Consider the following 20165-nt stretch of genomic DNA (forward strand, 5'->3'; position numbering starts at 1 on the left):
TCACGTCGACGGTGTCCCTTCGGCGGGGAAAGCCCGTGAACGCCGGTACCAGAGCCTGGCGACACGGTAGGCCTCGGTCAGTTCGAGATCCTCGTCGCCGACCGCTCGCCCGCTCCGCAGCGCGGTACGGGCGAGCTGCTCGCAGATCACCAGGTTGACGTCGGCCAGGTAGCCGGGGCGCTGATCGGCGTCTTCGGCGATGCCGAAGACCTCGTCGATGATGTCGTTCGCCAGATCGTGCAGGTCCCACAGTTCCGCGTTGCCGAACTTCTGGTGGGCGAAGCGGGCGGCGTTCGCGGTCACCGCGAGCGCTTCCCTGCTGTCCGGGACCAGCACGGGCCCGTCGTCGTCCGCGGCGTCCAGCGCCGCGTTGGCGAACAGCGTGTCGGCCGCGCGCTGCGCGGCGTCCCCGTGCTCGCCCGGCTCGGGGAGCGTCACGTGGTCGGCGAGGTCGAGCTCGGCGATCGTGGCGAACACCTGTTGTCCTCGTACGAGCGGCAGTTCCAGACCCCGGTCCTGGTAGGCGAGATGTGCCAGGGCGTCGAGGAAAAGGTGCCCGCCCGCGCCGCGACGGCGCACCTCGTCCGCACGCGGACGATCGGCGGTCATCATCACCAGAGCCGGGAGCACTTCGTGCCGCCAGTGCGTCGCGGCCTCCTCCGGCACGGTCCGCAGGGCCTCGGCGTGCCAGTGCAGGACCCGGGACCACAGCTCACTCGTGTCTCCGGCGCTGCCGAGCCTGTCGCCGAGCAGGAGGTCGAGCAGGATCGCGGCCACAGCCGCCTCCATCGCCTTCGCCGCCGCGCCCCCGTCGTCCGCCACGGCTCCGGCACGTCCCGCCTCGGCAACGACATCGACGAAGCCCGCATACGCCGAAAGATCCTCGCCGGGCAGCGCACCGAGTGCCCGGCGCGCCCGCGCCCGCCACTGTGCCGCCTCCCCCGGGTGCTCGCCGAGCGATCGCGCGGCCTCGGCGGCCGCGGCGGGCCATCGACCCGCTGACGCGTTTTCGTCCGACGCCACCGAGCTTCGGCTCCCCGGCTGATAGCCGGGAGCGTCCGGTGGGCTGTATCGCGGCGGACGGTGTTCTTCCCGCCGGTTCGGGCGGGTGTCCTCCCAGGCCGACAGATGCTGAACCAGGTTGGCGAAACCCCAGTCCCAGGCACCGGACGTGCCCTGGTGCATGGCCTGCAGCCGCTCGACGATCTCCGTCTCGATCCGGGCACGCGCGGCTTCGATCCCGGCCGCCGGTTCCGCACCCGATCCGAGCTCGTGCAGTCGCAGGACCTTCGGGAAAACGACCGTCGCCATCAGGGTCTGCAGTTCATACGCGGTGTCCGCGTCGATTCCGACCCGCCACCAGACACCGTCGCGCACTTCCCCCATATTGGCCGCCAAACCGGTCGAAGCGGTGTAGTCCAGCACTCGGGCCATGGTCTCCCGCTGGAGCCGGGCGCGGAGGTCGTCGTCGGTGATGCCGGCGAGTGCCGCTTCGCCGAGCCGCACGTCATCGTCGAGTCGTGCCCGGAAGTCGGAAACGCGGGCTTCGAGGTGACGCTCGGCCTCCGCGAACCCGGCCTCCGCCCGCCGCCGGACGGGCTCCGCCACCGAGGTGTCGTAGGAATCGGCGGGCGGAAGCGGCACCTCGCCGTACTTGTGCGTCGTCCACAGGCGATCGGTGAACGTGAGCATGCTCGCCAGCGTGCTGTCCGTCCACGCCGCGCGGCCGGCGCGAACCAGGTCGTCGCCGTGCGGGCTCTGGCTGAGCAGGACCGCCAGGCGCGTGACCAGGTCGTCGTGCATGCGGGCGAGTGGCGCGAGAGACCACCCGGGATTTTCGGCAAGCTGCGGGAGCAGCAGCTTCGCGCCCGCTCGCAGGGCGCGCACCCTCGCCGGGCCGTTCGGCGGCGCCGCGGCCAACCGGTCGAGTTCCCGCCGGTCGCGGTTCAGCTGGGCCGAAAACCGGCCGAGGTAGGTGCTGTAGATGTACTGGGGTTCCCAGCTGCCACGCAGTTCTTCGAACTCGGCTCGCAGTTCGCCCGCCAGGATCTCCGCCCGGCGCGGGTCCAGCGTCGCCGCGATCACCGTGACGACGTCGTCACGGTGATCGCCCTCGTACTCGCCGAGCAGTTCCGCTGCCCGGGACAGCAGGGCCGTGACCGTGTCCTCGCCGTCCCGGCCGGCGATGGCCGCGAGACGACGCTCGGCCGCCGGGACCGCTCGCGTGTCGAACTCCGGGAGCGCGCCGACCAGTTCGCGGGCAGGCCGCTCGGGATCCGTGTGCGCCTCGGCGACCGTCGCTTCCATCAATTGCCACACGCGTGCCTGGTCGATCGCCAGCGGACCGAATCGGGGGTCGGGCGCCGGGCGTTCGCCGAACAACTCGGCCACGATCTCGAGAGCGGGGACCTTGCCTCGCCTGCCCGCCGCGCGAAGGTACGCGACACCGTGTTCGAAGTCTTCCTGCCGGCGTGTCTCCACCTCGGCGAGCGCGTTGCGCCATTCCCCTCGCCGGACGAGCTCGCGCCAGCCCCCGGTGATCCGGACGCGTTCCTCCCCGTCTTCGGTGAACCAGGTTTCGAGCGAGGACCAGAGCGGTTCCCTGGCATCCCATTTCGCGATGGCCCGCGAGAGGTCCGGCGCGTTCAGCAGATCCGCCATGACGTCACGAAGCTGCCCGTAACGCTCGGCCCGCTCCTCCCGTCCCGGGTCGCCGATCTCGGTTTCCCGCAGCGGGCCCAGGAGGACGGCCGCGCGAACCCCGACTCGCATCCGTTCCTCGGGCGACAGCGCGTTCAGTCGCGTGCGTGCCTTCCCCGCCAGCTCGGCGAGCGCTCCCAGCGGATCGGCCGGAAGAGTGGAATCCCCCTCTTCCGAGGTTTCCGAGCCGTGCTCGCTTTCCGGCTCTTCACCGGCTTCCGAAGCCGCTTCCGAGCCCACGTCGGATTCCGGGCCCGCGTTCTCGTCGGCCTCCGCGTCTGCACTCTCGCCATCGCTCGAATCCGCCGAAGAACTCACGTCGTCGTCGATATCCAGCGATTCCCTCACCGAGTCGAAGAACGCGGGCCCCAGGTTCTTCCCGAGAGCGAAACGGTTCTTCAGCGTGCCGAACTCCGCTCGCAGTTCAGCGGTCAGGTGCCGGACATGCGCCTCGCCCGGGTAGTTCAGCGCCACGAAGCCGATCACCTCGGCCGCGCGCGGGTACGCCTCGTGCCGACGCCTGCCGAGCACGGCCTCCCCGGCCTCCCGCCAGCGGCGCAGGTCCCCGTCGTCCGCCTTCCCGATGGCCGCCAGCGTCTCCTGGAGATGCGCGGCGCTCCTCGCGGTCGCTCGCTCGACCAGCGGGTCCGACCAGGTCGGAATGTCCAATGAGGACACCAGCTCGCGCGTCGTGTCGAGGCGGGCGGGGGCGGTCCGCGCCGGAGGCCCCGCCAAAAGACGGTTTCCCAGGACCGCCGCGAACCAGTCCATGGCGGCCGAGCGGCCCGTACGATCCCACTCCTCGCCCGACCGGCCAAGCCACTCGACGCCCTTGGCACGCCATTTCCCGAACCACGCGGGATCGGCCTCCGCCACCGTCAGGAGCGCGTTCCGCACCTCGGCGTCCGACGGCCGCGGACCACCCAGGTGCAGCGCCAGCTGTCCGGCCAGCCAGGGCGGTGCGGTGCCGAGCACGGCCGTCGCGACCGACGCCGCGCGTGCGGCGGCCACCTCCCGGAATCCCTTGGCCAGGTCCAGCCGGTAGCCGATGGCATCCGCGAAGTCCTGAAACAGCAACCGTTCCATCGGGCTACGGCCCGCGCCCGGAGTCAGGCCGAGCGCCGCGAAGCCGTCGTCGCGGAGGTGCGTCCGCCGGAGGTGGTCGTTCCCTCGCCGGTACCAGGAATGCGCGTTCTCCGCGCCCTCGAAGATCCCGGTCAGGAGCGCGACGGCCTCCTGGAAGGAATCCTCGGAAGGCCCTCCGGCCAGGAAGAGTTCGTAGACCGATTCCCGGTAGGTGTTCGCCTGCTCGCGAAGGGGCGAGTCCTCGGGGATCTCCGCTCCCGGGCGCACCCCGGCGCGCAGCAGGGCGTAGGCCATGAGCTCCGTCATCCCCGAGCGAAGGTGTTCGGCCTGTGCCAAGGATTCCTCGTCCAGCGCGGGGAGCGGCGGCAGGGCGAGTAGCTTTTCGGCGTCCCGCATCCGGTGTGCCACACCGGCACCGGACCGGTCGAACTCGGTGATCCACCACGGCACACGCCAGAACGACCCGACGAGTTCGCCGGTCACGGCTCGCGGCGGCAGGTGCGGGCCGAGGATCTCCTCGGCACCGGCGCGCAACGCGGCCGACAGCGGATGGTCCCAGCTGTCGTGGGCCAGATGCGCCACGAACAGATCCTCGACGAGTTCTCGCGCGGGCTCGTCCGGGAAGGCCAGCTCGCCGAAGAGCGCGGTGCCGAATCGCCGGACCAGTCCCTCCCGCTGTCCGTTCTCCGTCCAGTGCCATTCGCCGCCCACGCGTTCCCACAGCGCGTCGAGTTCGGTGCTCCATCGCTCACGCAGCGCGTGGATCCTGGCCGCGTCGGGCGCCGGCCCACGCGGGCCCGGCAGCGTCGCCGGCCGGTAGCCGGCTCCGGTCACCTTCGCGATTTCCTTCAGCCGCACCGCGACCGGAGGATTGCGGAGGCTGCCCACCGCCGCCGTCTCCTCCCGCAACCAGCCCACCCGGCCCGAAATCTCGTCCCCGGCCATGCCCCGGTGCAGCCAGGAGGCGACGACGCCGACCATCGATGTCCGCAGGCGGGCCACCGGGGCGTCACCGACGGGACTTCCCAGCAGTTCCTTCGCACCGGCCCAGGTCTCGGCGGGCACTTCGAGCTGGTGCAGGGCCAGCCGCGCCCGGTCGTGCACGAACGCGGCGTCCGGCTCGAACGCGTCCAGCCAGGCACGCGCGTCGCGCACGGTTTCCCATCGCTTCAGCCCGCAGCTCGTGACCAGGCGATCGGCGGCCCGCCGGAAGTGCTCGTCGCCGGCCGTCCTGTCGAGCGGGGAAATCTCGACGGCCAGGAGGTCCACCAGCACCGGCCGCGCGCGCAGCCACCGCCGCGCCAGGTCACCGGGCAACCCCACCCGCTCCATCGCGGACGACAGCAGTTCGTCGGCCTTCTCCCGCCGCCACGCCACTTCGCTGGACACGGCCGTGCCCAGCTCGTTCACCGCCTCCCGCAGGATCGAACGCCAGCCCGGCGAACGCTCGATCGACTCGGCGTGGGTTTTCGCGTGCCCGGTCAGGCGCTCGTCGAGCCAGGTCCGCACGTTCCGGGTGACCGGCTCGGCCAGGAGCTCCCGCAGTCCCCGTTCCGAGGCGTCGGCGCCGGAGTGCCATCGGTACAGGCGCGCGGCGTGCACCACCCTGGCCCCGGACACGGCGAAGGAGCGTCCGTCGCCCGGCAGGTCGTCACCGACGAGCTGGTATGCCTTCCTTCGCTCGGCCTCGGGAAGGGCCTCGAGCACCGCCTTCGCCTCGGCGAGGGGAACGGTGAGCTGCGCCCGCAGCGCTCGTTCGACGGCGACCGGCTCCGGCAGATCGACGTCGTCGCGCAGTTTCCGGAACTGGTGCCGAAGATCGTCGATCACCTCCCCGGCGTCCGGCGTGTGGGGATCCTCGTACCACCGCACCACGAGATCCACCAGGTCACGAAGCATGCCCCGCTCCCGCAGGCTGCGCGGCGAGAGGTCGAACACCCCCTCGACCACCGCCCGCGCCCGGTCCAGCTCCTCGGTCCGGAACGTCGCGAACCACTTCCTCGCCTCGGCGAGCTCCTCCTCGAACGTCTCGTGCTTCGCCTGCTCGGCCGCCGGGTCTTCAAGGGTGTTCGCCCAGTCCGCGTAGCGCTCCCGAAGTCGTTCGAGCCGGCTTTCCGCGTCCGGTTCGTCGAGCACCGCGGCCGCCATCTCGGCGAACTCGCGACGGACCGCGCCCACCCGGGGGAAATGCGCGCGGGCCTCCGTGGGCAACGCCAGACGCCGTTCCGCCTCGGGGAGACGCTGTTTCACCGTGTCCGTTTCGAATGCGGTGTTCGACGACTCGTCAAACGCCTTGCGCAGATCCGAAAAGTCCCGGAAGGCGGCGATGGCCGTACCGGCGGCGGGTGCGTGGCCGGCACGCCCCTCCTGGGCCCGCACCCGCAGCGCGGCGAGGTCCGGGGCGTTCCAGATTTCCAGGAAGTCCGCGATGTCACCCGGTTCCGCCGCCCACCCGGCCAGCCGGACGGCGTGCGCGACGACGAGCGATTCGTCCACATCGGACACGTTCTCGAACAACGCCGCGACCAGTCGCGACGCGGCTTGGCGCTCCTCCTCCGGCAACGCGGCGAACGCCGCCTCGGCGTCGCGATCCGGCCTGCTCGCCGGGACGCCATGGGGCGCGCCGCCGAGCAGTCGTGGCCGTGCGGCCGAGGCGGGTGTACCGGCGTCGGCCAGCGAGTCCCTGCCGAGCCGGGAACCGTCGACCAGCCGCTTGACGAGCCCCCGCGGATCCCGGTCGAGGGCGCTGCCGGGTTCGAGCGAGGGCAGGCGGACGAGCCCGTCACGCAGCCTGCCCGGATCGACGCGGCCGAACTCGTACTCGCCGGTCGGCAGTGCGGCGGGCAGCCCGGTCACGGCGTCGAGTACGCGCACCTGACCGCGCGCGTTCTTCCAGACGCCGAGGAAGTAGTCCGATCCGTTGTCCTGCTTCGCCACGGCGATACCGGCCTCGTGGTCGTCCAGCCCGTCTGCGACGTCGAGAAGGCCCTGTTCCCCGGCGTGGTACTTCTCGAACTTCGCGATGCCGAACGCGCGTTGAACGCGGTTCTTCTCGCCGTACATCCAGTTCTTCGCGGTCGGCTCGAAGGTGTACTCGACGTCGTCCTTCGTCGCGTTGTACAGAGCCGCGGTGGCGTAGGCCGACAAGGCGGTGTAGTCGGGGTGGTGCCGCAGAGCGCCGGGCAGGTGCAGGAGCGACGCGATCGGCCGCAGCTGGGCCACGTTGACGTCGCTCCAGGCACGAGCGTCGTCCGGGTCCCCGAAGGCGGCGGCGCTCACGTGCCGGGGATTCGGCAGACCGGCCAGATCCGTGACGAGTTCCCGGACGAGGTCGGCCGCGGCGGCGACGGCGAGGTCCACGTCGTGCTCGCGTGCCACCGCGACCAGTTCGTGCGCGGCCAGTTTCGCGACGACCTGCCCCAGCTCGGTTTCGAGGAACTCGCGGCCGCCGAGGACACCCGGCGCCGTGTCCGCCACCGCGTTCTCCACGAGTTGCCGGACGTCGGAGTCCTTCTCGGCGTCCCACGTCTCGATGGGGAACGACCACCGCAGGGTTTCCGCGCGGGACAGGACCTCGTCCCCGGTCCACCCGCCCGGCGGCCGTGCGAGGCCGTCGGCGGCCGTCTCCGTGGCCCGCACCGTCTCCGGCAGGCCACGCGGTTCGGGGGCGAGGCGCTCGGCGAGCGTCTCCAGCGCCGAGAGCACGGTTTTCGCCTGGCCGCGATACACCGCGTCCGCCGCGATGGTCGCGAGCGTGTCCCAGGACAGGCCACGCGCCCGCACCAGGTCCGGATCAAACACGGTCCGGACGGTGTTCCCGGCGTCGGCCAGCAGCCGCCGTCGCGCGTCCTCCTCGTCCTCCGAGGGCGGCGACCGCAACGACCCGGCCACGTCCAGCGCGATGGCCTTCGCCACCGCGGGAACGAACTCCTCCGGGTCGGCGGACAGGCCGGCGGGCAGCCTGCGCTTCAGCGCCTCGTGGCCGCCCCAGGCGTGCAGGATCACCACTTCGACGGCCGCTTCGAGGCCGAGCCCGCCCAGCAGTGCCCGGACCGCGACCAGTTCCTGGCCGTCCGCCTTCGACGCGTCGAAACGCTGGTACACCGCACGCAGCCGCGCCGACTGGATCGCTCGCTTTTCCCTGACCGCGGGGCTGTCTTCCGCCTCGGCGAACCGCAGCCGCGCGGCCGTGCCGAGCAGGAAGTGCCGATCCCAGCGCGGCCGTTCCCCCTCGGGTCCGGTCAGGAGCGGCTCGCCGGTGACGTCGATCGCCGAGGCGTACAGCTCGTCGTAGCCGGACAGCACGCGGCGCAGCTCGTCCTCCATCCGCAGGTGCGGCCACATCGTGTGCAGCACGTCGACCAGGCCGACCCGGCCGTTGTCCCCGACGAGCAGGTTCCAGGCGCGTGACCAGTCGCCGTCCCGCCTGCCCGCCACCACCGCCGAGGCGCCGGGCTTCCCGGACAGGGCGAGGACCAGCGCGTCCAGACCGCCCGGCACGCGCGCGAAACCGGTGCCGGTGACGAGCTCCTTCGCCGCCTCCGCCGAGATCGGCTCACCCGTCGCGGCCTCCCGCTGCCGCCGGTACGTGGCCTGGTGGTACTCCACCGCCGAGGACATCACCGGAATGCCCGGCAGCCACCACTCGCGGGCCGGGCCCGTCGTCGCCCAGCGAGCCATCGCGGCCGGGATCCCGTTCTCGTGCGCGGTATCGCCGTCGACCGGGCCCATGGCGTCCCGCCAGCCACCGATGCCGAACCCGTCCGGCAGCAACCCGGCCGGCGGGACCTTCAACGTCGCCGACCGGATCCGGTGACCACGCCACGTACGCGGGCCGTCGCCGGTGAAGTCGAACAGCTCCCGCACCGTGGCGTCCGCCGCCACGGAATGCCACGCGCCCCGGCGGAACTCGGCGTAGGTCACCGACACCGCCCGCGCGCGGAACGCCGGCACGCTCGCGACGAACGTCGTCGCGGCCAGCAGCACCAGCTCGGGATCCTCGTGCCGGGCGACGAGATCCCGGACGGCCGGGTAGTAGATGTCGTTCGGCCGCCGGTGGAGATACCGGATCAGCACGTCGGCGACCTTCGCCACCAGTTCCGCCGAACGCGCGTGGTCCGCCCGCGAGATCTTTTCTTCCGCCGAGGGGCCGGCCGGTGCGATCCAGGACAGGGCGCCCCCGCCGCCGACCGCGGGCAGGAGCGGGAGCCGGCCGACGTTCCGCCGGATTCCGCGCAGCAGACCCGGTCCTCCCCCTTCGATCACCGAATCGTGGTCGGGCCAGTAGGCCTCTTCGTCCTTCCGGTCGAACAGGTCGGCGGGAATATCGTGGTTTCGCTGCCCGAACAGTTCGAGCTGGGTCTTTCCGGCCTGTTCCGCCCGCACGGCCATCGCGTGCAGCCCGGCCGGATGTCCCCGGCTCAGCAGGAAGGCGTCGTTGTTGATCAGCTGCCCGGTGTCTTCCCGCCGGTCGGTCTCCTGGACCAGCATGGCCCAGCCGTCCTCGGACTCGTGCACCCGCTCGAACACGTTCGGCCGCCGCAGGACCGCGTCGCCGTCCAGGTAGAGGGCGCCGAGCAGGTAGCCCAGCATCCACCTCAGGTCGTCACTGGCCCGGACGTAGCCGTTCGGGCCGGACGTGACGCGTTCCAGCAGCATCCGTTCGACCGCGCCGGGAAACACCTTGCCCAGCGGGAACTCGTCGACGTTGACCACCCAGAGACCGAGCCGCGTGGCCAGCCGCGTCATTTGCCGGACCGCGTCCAGCCGGTCGCCCCGCGTCCCCGGTCCGGCCAGTGCCCGCTCGACGTCCGCCCTCGGGACGTCGGTGAAGAGAACCATCGGCCCGGTGAACTTGTGCCGTGTCGCGGTGACGCCCTCGACGAACGCGGCCGTGCGCGGACCGCCGTCGACCGGACCGCCCAGCCAGATGTCGAAGTGCGCGACCGCGATCTCCCGGGCACCGGGAAGCCGGGTCCTGGTCCGGACGTGCTCCGGGAGCGCGTCGAAGGCGGCCAGATCGCGATCGGTCCAGTCCGACTCCAGGATCCGGACGTCCTCGCCCGCCTCGTCCAGTTCGTCCGGGGTCGGGCGCCGGTCGGGCAGGGCCGAGCCGAGCATGTCCGCGTGCTTGAGCAGCCCCCAGGTCTGTCGCAGCGTCAGCTTCCGCGGATCGACGTCCAGCGCGCCGGGCACGCGGGGAACGGCGGTGTGGCCGAACAACCGGGGCCCCTGCGACCGATGCTCGCCGAGTTTTCCGTCGCGCCGGTACTCGTCGGCCGCGCGCTGGTCCAGGCCGGCGAACATCTCGCGCACCCACGCCGCGTCCGGTGCGGAGACGCCCTGTCCGGCGGGCGGCGCGTCGCTCCGCTCCACATCGGACTCGAAACCGGACACCGCGGGCGAGGTGGTGGCGGCGGAGCCGGGCTGACCGGCCCTGATCCCGGCGACCACCGAAGGCTCGTCGGTCGGGCGGCTCCGCAGTAACGCGTGGTGCGGGAGGGCCTTGGCGGTGGGCATGAACCAGATACTCAGCCGGTGCGGGGCGGACGAGTCGAGGTAGCGGTCGATCTGGCCGCTGAGGAAGTAGGCGCGCCCATCGATCGGATTGACGTGCGCGTCGAACACGTCCGCGATCCCCTCGCCCTCCCGCACGAGGACGAAGCCGTGCGCGTGCGGGCCCTCCGCTTCGAGCCGTTCCCGGATCTCGTCGAATCCGGCGGACTTCCGGAACCGCGCCCGGAACACCCTCTCCAGTTCGGTCACGGGCCGCGGCGCGCTCGGCCCCGCCCGGTGCACCCGCCCCAGCGCCAGCGTCAGGAACGTCGCCACCGCCGCCGGCACGCAGTTCGTCCGGAACCCGTCGTCGGGGCTCCGCTCGTAGTTGTCCCCGTTGACCCCGCGCAGCGGCGCGTAGTACCCGTCCAGCTTCCGCCCGGACCGCACCAGGACGCGCGGCGGCGCACCGGCCTCGATGCCGGACATCGCGTCGGAGTCCTCGCCGGAGTCCCACGCGCGATCGACGTCCATGGCGAAGTCGTCGAAGTTCACGTCGTCGAAGTTCACCCAGTCCGGCAACTGGCCGTCCTCGCCCCATCCCGTGAACGGAAGCTGCTCCGGCTGCTCCGCGTCCTCCGGGAAGTTCAGGAACTCGTCGAACGCCGCGTCCGACTCGACCGGCGCACGCTCACCCGTCTCCGGCAGGCCCGGCACCCCGGCGGGCTCGGCCGCCCACCACTCCTGGCCCGGTGCCGGCTCCATCGCCTCGTCCAGTGCGTCGAAGACATCCAACGCGCTGGAGGGCTCCGGCGTGGGCGCCGCCTCGACCGGCGCGACCTCGACCGGCGGGGAGTCGGGTATCTCCTCGACGACGTCTCGCTCTCGCAGGACGAAACCGGACTTCAGCCCACCACGCTCCCGGGGAGCCTGCCGGACACGCACGAAATCGTCGTTGAGATCCGCGACGCGGCGAAGGAGTGCCTGCGACTCCTCCGACAGGAGATCCCGACGGGCGGCACGCAGTGCCTTCCTCGCCCCCTCCAGCACCGCCTCTTCCACTGCCAGCCGCCGCCGCTCGCCGCGAGCGCCACCACCGACGACCGGAATGTCCAGCGTCCGCCTCGCTCCGTGGCCACCCGCGAGCCATCGGCCGAAGAACCCCTGCGCCCGCGACACCACCCGATTCCGGACCGCCACCGAAAAGGTGTCCGAGTCAGGGTCGACGAAGTCGCCGGGCAACGGCTCACGAGAGTCGCGATAGGACTCGGACGTCCGCGCCGGGGACTCGCGCGCCTCCATGGTGAACTTTCCGTCGGAGACGCAGGGAGCAGCATGGAAGAGCCAAGTCAGCTCAAGATTCTCCGCCGCCTTCGCGATGTTCCGTAGCGCCACCACGTTGTCGACCGACTCCCGGAGACCGTGCGCCCGCCTGGCAAGCCCCACCGCTTCCCCGACATTCCCGGCGTCCTTGAGCCTTTCCGCCTCCTGGTCGAGGCTCGCCGCCTCCCGCAACCGCCGCGCCACTTCCTCCAGCCCGGCCGCCTCCTCGAACCTGCCCGCCTCCCGGAAGTTCGCCGCCGTCGCTCCCAGCACCCGCGCCGGCTGCCGAAGCGGCGCGGTGACGAGCTCCTTCAGCACGTCCCGCACATGTGCTCGAAGATCCTCGTCCCTGAAGTGGCCCCTGTCCTCGAAGCCCACTCGCACCACGACATCCGGGTACTCGACGTCCTCGTCCGCACCCCTACCGGCGACGCGAACCGCCAGTTCCCGCCCGAAGTCCCGCACCGCCGCGTCGGCACCACCGAGCCACATCGCCACCTCACCGTCGAAAAGCCGGAAATCGCCCTCCACGGCGGGCATCGCGGCCCACCGTTCCTCCTCGGCGACGGTGACCGGCGGCGCACCCGGGTCGGCGGCCGGCCTCGCGGCCCGGCGACTCCTCGTGGTCCGGCGACTCGGCGCGGCCACGCCTGCCGACGGCACGCTCAGGTCGACAACCGGCATCGCGTCCCGGCCGCTCTCCCCGGCCACCTCGGCCGGCGACTTTCCGGGGTCGACCACCCTGACGTACATGAACCTGGGATAGCGACCGACGGTGTTCCGCCGTCCCAGCCTGGTGTTTTCCCGGATCACCTGTTCCACGGTCAGCCCGGAACCTTCGGGGATTTCCGCGTCGACCGCCGCGTTGACCAGTGCCGTGGCGTCGGCGACCTGGTTGGCGGGCACCTGCGAACCACCCGGCCCCCCGCGATCGTGGATTTCGATCCGGAGCACGGGAACCCGGCCGCGTCGTTCCTCGCCCGAGGCAGGCAGACCGAGAAGCAGCCGCACGGCGGCTCGGAGGTGCCGAGGCGCGGAAGCGATGAACCCACTCCTGCGGAGGCCGAGGTAGATGCCTTCCTCGGTGAAAGCATCGGCTTCCGTTACCCCCTGCGGATAAGGGGAACGATACAGATTCCATTCGATATGACTGGATTTGAGGCCGCCCACCACTGTCTCGTCCGTGTCGATCCACAGTTCGAGCTTCTCCGTGTCGACCTGCCACTCCGCCGTGGAATCGTCGTAGGTCAACCCCTCGACCCGGCCGACCCGAGCCGCGAGCGCGGACAGCAGCCGCTGCACGAAACGGTGCTCCACTCCGGCCCGATGCGTGAGCCTTTCCTTCTTGTCATGGAAGTGAATCTCCAGCTCCGGCAGAGGGGCCCCGTCCCGGATCGCCTGCGCCAGGAAATCCACCGCCTTGACCACGAACTCGCCCACCTCGGAATCCCGATCAGGCTCCCACTCGTATCCGCGAAGGGGCGAAAGCGAAAGACCCGCCTGACAGCTGACCAGGGCCTTGCCCGCCTCGCTGCCCGGCTTCCCCTGCCACCGGCCGTCCACCGCCATGTCCAGCACCGGAAGCGGATGAGGCTCGCGCCGCTCCGGCGGAGCCGGGAGCTCGTTCATCGCGAGGTCGAAAACCCCCTGCCCCGCGCCAGGTTCCCTCCGAGAGGCAGACGGCACCTCGGGCCCGCCCCGCCTCCCGGACCGCCTGCCCGGGGGTCGCTCCGCGAGGATGAGACCCGGAGTCGACGTGCTGCCGACGGGATTCTCCTCGACGCGCACGGATTGGGCCAGCAGGCGATCGATCATGGCCTGGGAAGCGGGCGATTCAGGATCCCCGCCCGCGGCCCGCACCCCTGCGGCGAAACCCTCGCGCACCACGCTCGTCAACTTCGCCCGCCGGCTCTCACCGGTCCTACCGGCGCTGTCGACCGTCAGTACCAGACTCGGGCGCGACGCGTCGGCAACCGGACCCCACCGGCCGAAGAACCCACTCGCCCGCAGGGCCACCCGATTGCGCACCGCCGCCGGCACTTCGGCGCTACCGCCGATCAGCTTTTCGAACACGGTTCCCCGCGCGTTCCGGTAATACTCGGGCTCCCGGCGCGGCGAGCCGAGCATTTCCACCGTGAACCCACCGGCCGGCAGGGACCCCGTACGGGTGAAGACCCAAGTCAGCTCAAGGTTCTTCGCCGCTTCCACAAGGTTCTTCACCGGGACGAGACCCTGTGCCGCCTCCCGCGCCTCTTCCGCTTTCCGGGCGAGAACGGCGGCTTCCCGGTGTTCCCCGGCGGCCGCGAGCGCCTCCGACCGATGCCGAAGATCCATCGAATTCTCGAGCCTGCGCGCGGCTTCCTCGACCTCGATCGCCCTTCCGAGGTCGTTCGCCTCCCGGAGTTTCGCCGCCGTGGCCGCGAGCGCCCGCACCGGCCGGCGAATCCACGCGAAGACGGACTCGGACAGCCTGGCCCGCACCAGGTCTTCGAGCCGGTTGTCCTCGGCGCGACTCCCGGTATCCAGTCCGACGCGGACCCGGATGTCGGGGTACTCCACCCCCTCGGCCCCGCCCACGGCGACCTCGGACCCGGCGAGCAGGATCGCCAGCGCCCTGCCGAACCCCTTCAGGGCCGCATCACCCGGGCCGGGCACGGTCACGCCGGTGGAGTCGATCCCGAACGTTCCCGTGGTGGCGGGCATGGCCGCCCACCGAGTACTGACAGCCGGAGTAACCGGGGTGACCGGAGCGGCGGAGCGTGGGACAGCCGGACCGGCGGGTCCGGCCGGAGTGACCGGCCCCACCGGAGCGGCGGGCCAGGTGTCGGCCGGGCCGTCCGGGGCGTCGATCCTGACGTGGAGGAAGGTGGGATGGCTGTTGGAGCCCCTCTTCGGCCCGAGTTTGGTGTGCTGCCGGATCGCCTGTTCCAGCGTCAGGCCGGAGTCCGTCGGCAGTGCCGCCCCGACCTCGGTGTTGACCAGTTCGGTGACCTCGCGGACACGCGGGCCGGAGACGCCGTTGGCGAAGTGCAGTTCGAACCTGAGCCGGGGAAGACGCTTGCCCTCCGACGCCCGTGCCCGCCGCAGCGTGAAGAGCTGATCCGCCGCCTCCCGGACATGCCGGTGCGCGGCCGGGAGCAGTTTCCCGTAGTCGACGTAGTCGAAGTAGATCCCCGGACCGGTGAGGACCCCGGCCGCCTCCGTTCCCGGCGGATAGGGAGATTCGTGCAGGGAAAGGGCCACGTAGCTGGAACCGGCGTACGTTGACGTCGTGGTGTCGATCCACAACGGAAGCTTCCGCGTGTCGACCTTCCACTTCCCCTCGGAAGCGTCGTAGCCCAGCCCCGGCGCGCTGACGCTGCCGGCGAGCGCCGCCAGCAACTTCTGCCGAAGAACCTCTTCCAGTTCGGCCCGGTGCTTCAGTACTTCTTCGGCTTCCGGGAACGCCCGCTTCGCGCCCGCGACCCGGAAATGCACGGTGATGTCCGGCAGCCGGTGCCCCTGCCGGATCCGCGGCGCGAGCACACCCACCGTGTCGGCCACGAACCTGGTCAGCCGCGCTTCGTCATCGCCGGACCAGCCGGGGCGGCCGCCGGTGAAGGAAAGGTTCGCCTGCCAGCCGGGGACCAGCGGATCCGGTGTCCTGGCACGCTCGCCCAGCAGCGGTCCGTCGACGGCCGTGTCGATCGCGGGAAGCGGGTGCGGCTGCTGTCCTGCCGCGCCACGCCCGGTCCCGGCGTCGATGCCTTCCACCAGCGAAGGACCGTCCTCGGCCCGCTCGGGCAGCACCCCGTCCACCACCGCGTCGGCCGTCCGCATGAACCAGACACGCACGTCCTCGCCGGTGGGCAGATCCGCGTACCGGCCGGACTGACCGTCGAGGAAATACGCCCGCCCGTCCCCGGGATCCACATGCGCGTTGAACGCGTGCGCGACCGCGTCCCCACGCCGGACCAGCACGACGCCGTGCGCGTTCGGGCCCGCTTCTTCCAGCACCGCGCGAATCGGCTCGTACCCCTCGACCCGCTCGAAGCGGGAGCCGAACCACCGCTCCAGCACCGTCGCGTCCACCGCACCGGTCACCTCGGCGAGGTGGGTCACCCCGTCCACCAGACTCCGGAACGTCGCGATCACCGCCGCCGCGCAGTTGTCCACCGGCCGCCCCGCCGGGGCCGCGCGCGCGAAGATCCGGCGACCGAACCGGGTCAGCTTCGCGATCAGCTTCCGGAATCCTCGCGGAGCTTCGCCTTCGGCGGCACGCTCGGCGTAGGCCGGGTTGACCCCGGTCAGCCGGGCGTGGTCGCCACGCAGCTTCATACCGGGCTGGACCTCGTCCGCGATCCGCACCCGGTGGGCCGCCGGGTGTTCCTCGCTCCGGCCTTCGTCGTCTTCGGTGATCGTTTCGGGCGGGCCGCGCAGCTTCGCCTGGGCGGCGATCAGCTCGCCGTACCTGGTCTCGTGCGCCGCGCGGAACTCGGCCAGCCCGGTCTCGGCGAGGATCCAGCGCGTTTCGCCGGGCAGCTCGACACCCGGGACGAGCGAGCCGTCACGCACCCCGGCGAGCACGGCGTCCCGTGCGTCGGCTTCCCGCTTCTCCGCACGCAACAGGTTCGGCTGCCGCAGCTCGACCCGACGGCGCCGCTCCGCCTGGTCCCTGATCGCCGCCGCCAGCTCGTCGGCCAGCGGAGCGCGACGGTCTTCGACCGTGGCGGCCTCGCCACGCAGCCGCTCGAACTCCTCCTTCAGCTGCCGGGCGAGAGCAGCGGCCGCGTCCGCGTTCTGGTGCGCCACGACGTTCACCATGTTCCGCAGCAAGCGCTCTTCGGCTTCGTCCCGTGCCTGGCCGAGGAACTCCTCACCGAGAAGTTCCCGCGCCGCTGTCCGTGCTTTCCGGTACTCGTGCCAGCTGTCGGCGCCCAGCCGTTCGAGCCGCGACCGCGCCTCGGTGAACAGCCGGTCCCGGCCGTCGTGGCGGTCGTAGAACATCTTCATCGACCAGGTGTCGTGGAAGGCACCGGTGTCGAGCCGCTCCTGGTACCGCTCGCGCAGAATGGCCGCGAGCTGGACGGCCGGGCCCTCGTCCTCGGCGTACTTCGCGGCCATCGCGTCCCGCGCCAGCTGGTGGGCGAGCACGTCGATCATCGTCTCGGCCAGTTGCAGCGCGCGGTGCCGGGCCGCCGTGCCGGTGACCTGCCGTGCCCCGCCCCTCGGCCGCAGGTCGGTCAGGTTCAGCCGCTGTCGCGCCCGGTCCCGCCACTGGTCGGGGTCGAGGGCCTTCGCCTCGGCGGAGCGGACGGCCTGGTCCCAGCGCGTGGCACCGATGTGCTCCCGGATGCCCGCGACGGCCTCCGCCGAAAGGGACGGCTCGGCGGTCATCCAGCCGCGGAGCTCGTCCACCCGGCGCTCCGCCTCGACGAGCCGCGCGTGCAGGCGGTCGTGTTCGGCGCGGTACCCGTTCGCGAGTTCCTCGGCACGGTGCCATTCGACTTCCCGTGCCGCCGTGGTCGCGCCCGACCGCACCCGTTCGGAAACGACGTCGAGCACGCGCCGCTTCGCCTCGGATTCGGCACGTTCCCTGGCCGCGAGCCGTCGTGAACTCACGTCGTACTCGGTCCGCAGCCGCCGCACCTCGTCCAGTCGCGCACGACGCCCCGGACCATGCCCCGCCAGCGGTGTCTCCTCGACGAGGTCCCGCTCGGTCCCGAGCTTGACCAGCTGACGCCTGGCCCGGCGGAGCCGGGCGGTGACCGCGCGGTGCTCGGCGCGCAGCCGCGGTTCGCCGACCTGGCCGAGCGCTTCACCCCTGGTCAGGCCCCCGCGCTCACGCAGGCGCTCCGCCGCGCGCCGGGCGGTCTCGACCCGCTGCTCGATCCGTCCGGCCTCCTTCTCCAGCTTCTCGATCTCGGCGGTCGTCCGCTCGATCGCGGAGTACACGCCGTCTTCGGCGTCCCGCTCGTACTGCTTGACGGTTTCCAGCGCGTGTTTCCGGAGCGAATCGTGGTAGGCCTGGATCGCCTCCTGCTCCGTCCGCTGGGCCGTCGACCAGGTTTCGAGCGCCTCCTCGAAGGCTTCGGTCCTGCGCTCGCGTTCCGTCCTGGCCTCCGCCCGGACGTTCCGTGCCCGGCGGGCCCGCACCATGGCCTCGCGTTTCCGGCTCGCCGCGACCCTGGCCTCCCGGGTCCCGGCGGCCGCCGTGCTCCGGACCTTCCTGGCCTGCCGCTCGGCCCGCTGTGCCAGCACCGCCTTCGTCCTGGCTTCGCGTTCGGTCTCCTGCGCGGCGTCCAGCGCCTTCCCCGCGTCACGCAGCGCTTCTTCGGCGCCGTTGCGCGCTTCGATCGCGTCGGTCCACTTCTCGTTCTTCTCGTGCAGGTCCTTCGCGGCGTCCTTGAGGGAATCCGGCAGCTTCTTCCCGGTCAGCTCCTCGGCGACGTCGTTGCGGATCCGGACGCGCGCGGCGTCGGTGACGGTCGGCAGCCGCCACACGTCGACCTTCTCGGGCCGGGGCTGCCTGCCACCGTCCGTCTTCGCCGCGACCAGCGCCCAGCCGAGGTCCACGAGCCTGCCCTGGGACAGCTTTTCCTTCTTGCCCACCGTTTCCTTGGACATCGGCGCCTTCGACCGGTCGTCGCGCCGGACGCCGGACTGGGTGAGCGTCGAGGCCTCCGGCGCGCGGATCGCCTTGTTGTCGTTGACGGTGTTGCCGATGTTGCTGCCGAAGTAGTGCCTGCCTTCACTGCGGCTGTCGGCACCCTCCGGGTGCAGCGAACCGCCGTAAACGTTCAGCCCCGGCCGGTTCAGCTCGTGGCTGTTCCCGGTGGTCACCTCGGACTCGGACTTGTCCTTGATCTTGGTGGTCCTGCTGACGTCGATCTGCGCCAGGTTCGCGAACCTGCTGCGCAGCGCCCGCGTGTGCAGTTCGAGGTGCATCCCGGGGATCTCGATCGGGATCCCGGCGTCCGAACTCGCCTTCAGCAACGGCGCGAGCCGCAGCGGGCTGAAACCCCAGTCGATCGCCCGCCGCACGTCCGGGGTGATCGCCCTTTCGCCCCAGATGGACGTCAGCATCTCGATCGCCGACCGCTTCAGCTCGTCCACGTCGGCGAACAGGCGCTCGGTCCACGAGCTGCCGTTGTCCGGCAGGGACAGCACGGGGTCACCGTCCTCGTCCGCCCGGCGCCATTCGTCCAGCCGCGCACGGCTCCAGCCCCGATGCACGACGGTCCTGCCCCGCTTGTCGACCTGCCCGAGGCGATCCTGTCTTGGCGCCGGGTCGGACTCCGCAGGATGTTGCTTGACCGAGACCCGGCGCACGTCCCGGACCGAGGCGTATTCCTTGCCATGCCGGAGAATCCGGATCCGCTGGTCGAACTTCCCGGTGTAGGACGCCATCGCGCCGGCCGCCTTCGCGGTCTCGACGTGTTCCTCGGCCTGGGGATAGGCCTTCTTGCGGGCCCGGTTGCCCAGCTGCGTCAGCCAGGCACCCCCGAACCCGAACGCCCCGATGCCGGGGCCCTGGCCGGTCGTGGGCAGCGGCTTGCCCGGTTCGTGCGCCTCCTGCTCGTTGAACCGCGAGCCCCACCGGGTGGCCAGGAACAGGTTCAGCAACGTCCGGTGCACCACCCGGGCGGCCTTGCGCTCCAGCGGCGCCTGCCGCTCGACCTTGGTCGGCCCGTGGTGCTCGATGCGCTCGAAGGCGACCCCGGACAGATCACCGGTCACGACGACGTCGTAGGTCTCCCCGCTCAACCAGTCCGTGAGCCGGATCGGCTCGTGGTCACCGCCGTTGAGGATGTTCGCGCTCGACTGGTTCAGGGTGGACAGCAGGCGGGTGATCTTGCGCTGGTTCTGGTTGCCCTTCACCACTGAGTGCGGCGGGAGCAGCCGGTGCGCCTTCTTCTTGCCAAGCGTGGCCTCCAGCTGCCTGCGCAGCAGATTGACGACGTTCGCGTCGACGCGGTCGGCGATCCAGCCGTACCCGAGCGACTTCCGGGTCGCCCCGCCGTCCGCCAGTGCGGCGGGCGTCGGCAGGCTCAGCCGCGGTGGCGTGGCTTTCCGGTGCCCGGCCGCCCCGAGCAGTGCGTCGAAGTCGGGACCGAAGGCCAGGCTCCACCTCCGCTGCCCCGCCCGGAAGGCTTCCCGCTGCTCCTCGGTCAGCAGCGCGTACAGCTGCCGGCGGGTCAGCTGCACCTCCGCCTGGGTGACGAGGCGGGCCCCGGCCCTGGTCAGCTTGGGCCGGGTGAAGCCGAAGGTCCAGGGCCTGGTGTGCTCACGCTGCGCGGTACCGGGCACCTCGACCTCGACGACGGCGGTGAACACCGGCTCGGACTGCTCCGCGGCCGACACCAGCTCGCTGGCCTTCGAACCGTGGGCCACCGACCTGCCGCTGCCGAAGGTGAACGGGGAGATCGTGGCGACCACCGAGCCGAAGAACCCCGCTCGCGTGCCCGACGGCTCCCCCTCGGCGCCCCCGAGCACGGAAGCGCCCTTCCCGCTCGGCGCGAACACGACCGCGGTCTGCAACGGCCGGTAGACGTTGCCCCACTTCCGTTCCGTTTTGACGC

General features: G+C 71.5%; 1 protein-coding gene (only partly in view). It reads right to left on the reverse strand.

Translation table 11 applies throughout. The features are described from left to right. A protein-coding gene (locus ABD987_RS11085; RefSeq protein ID WP_345390166.1) for a toxin glutamine deamidase domain-containing protein crosses the window boundary here: on the reverse strand, positions 1 to 20165 show its 3' end. 56356 nt of this gene lie beyond the right edge of the window; only the last 20165 of its 76521 coding nucleotides appear in the window; its start codon lies off the right edge, out of view — the gene reads right to left on this strand; it ends in the stop codon at positions 1 to 3.

Origin of the sequence: Amycolatopsis samaneae (assembly GCF_039541975.1) — a bacterium.
Lineage (GTDB): Bacteria > Actinomycetota > Actinomycetes > Mycobacteriales > Pseudonocardiaceae > Amycolatopsis > Amycolatopsis samaneae.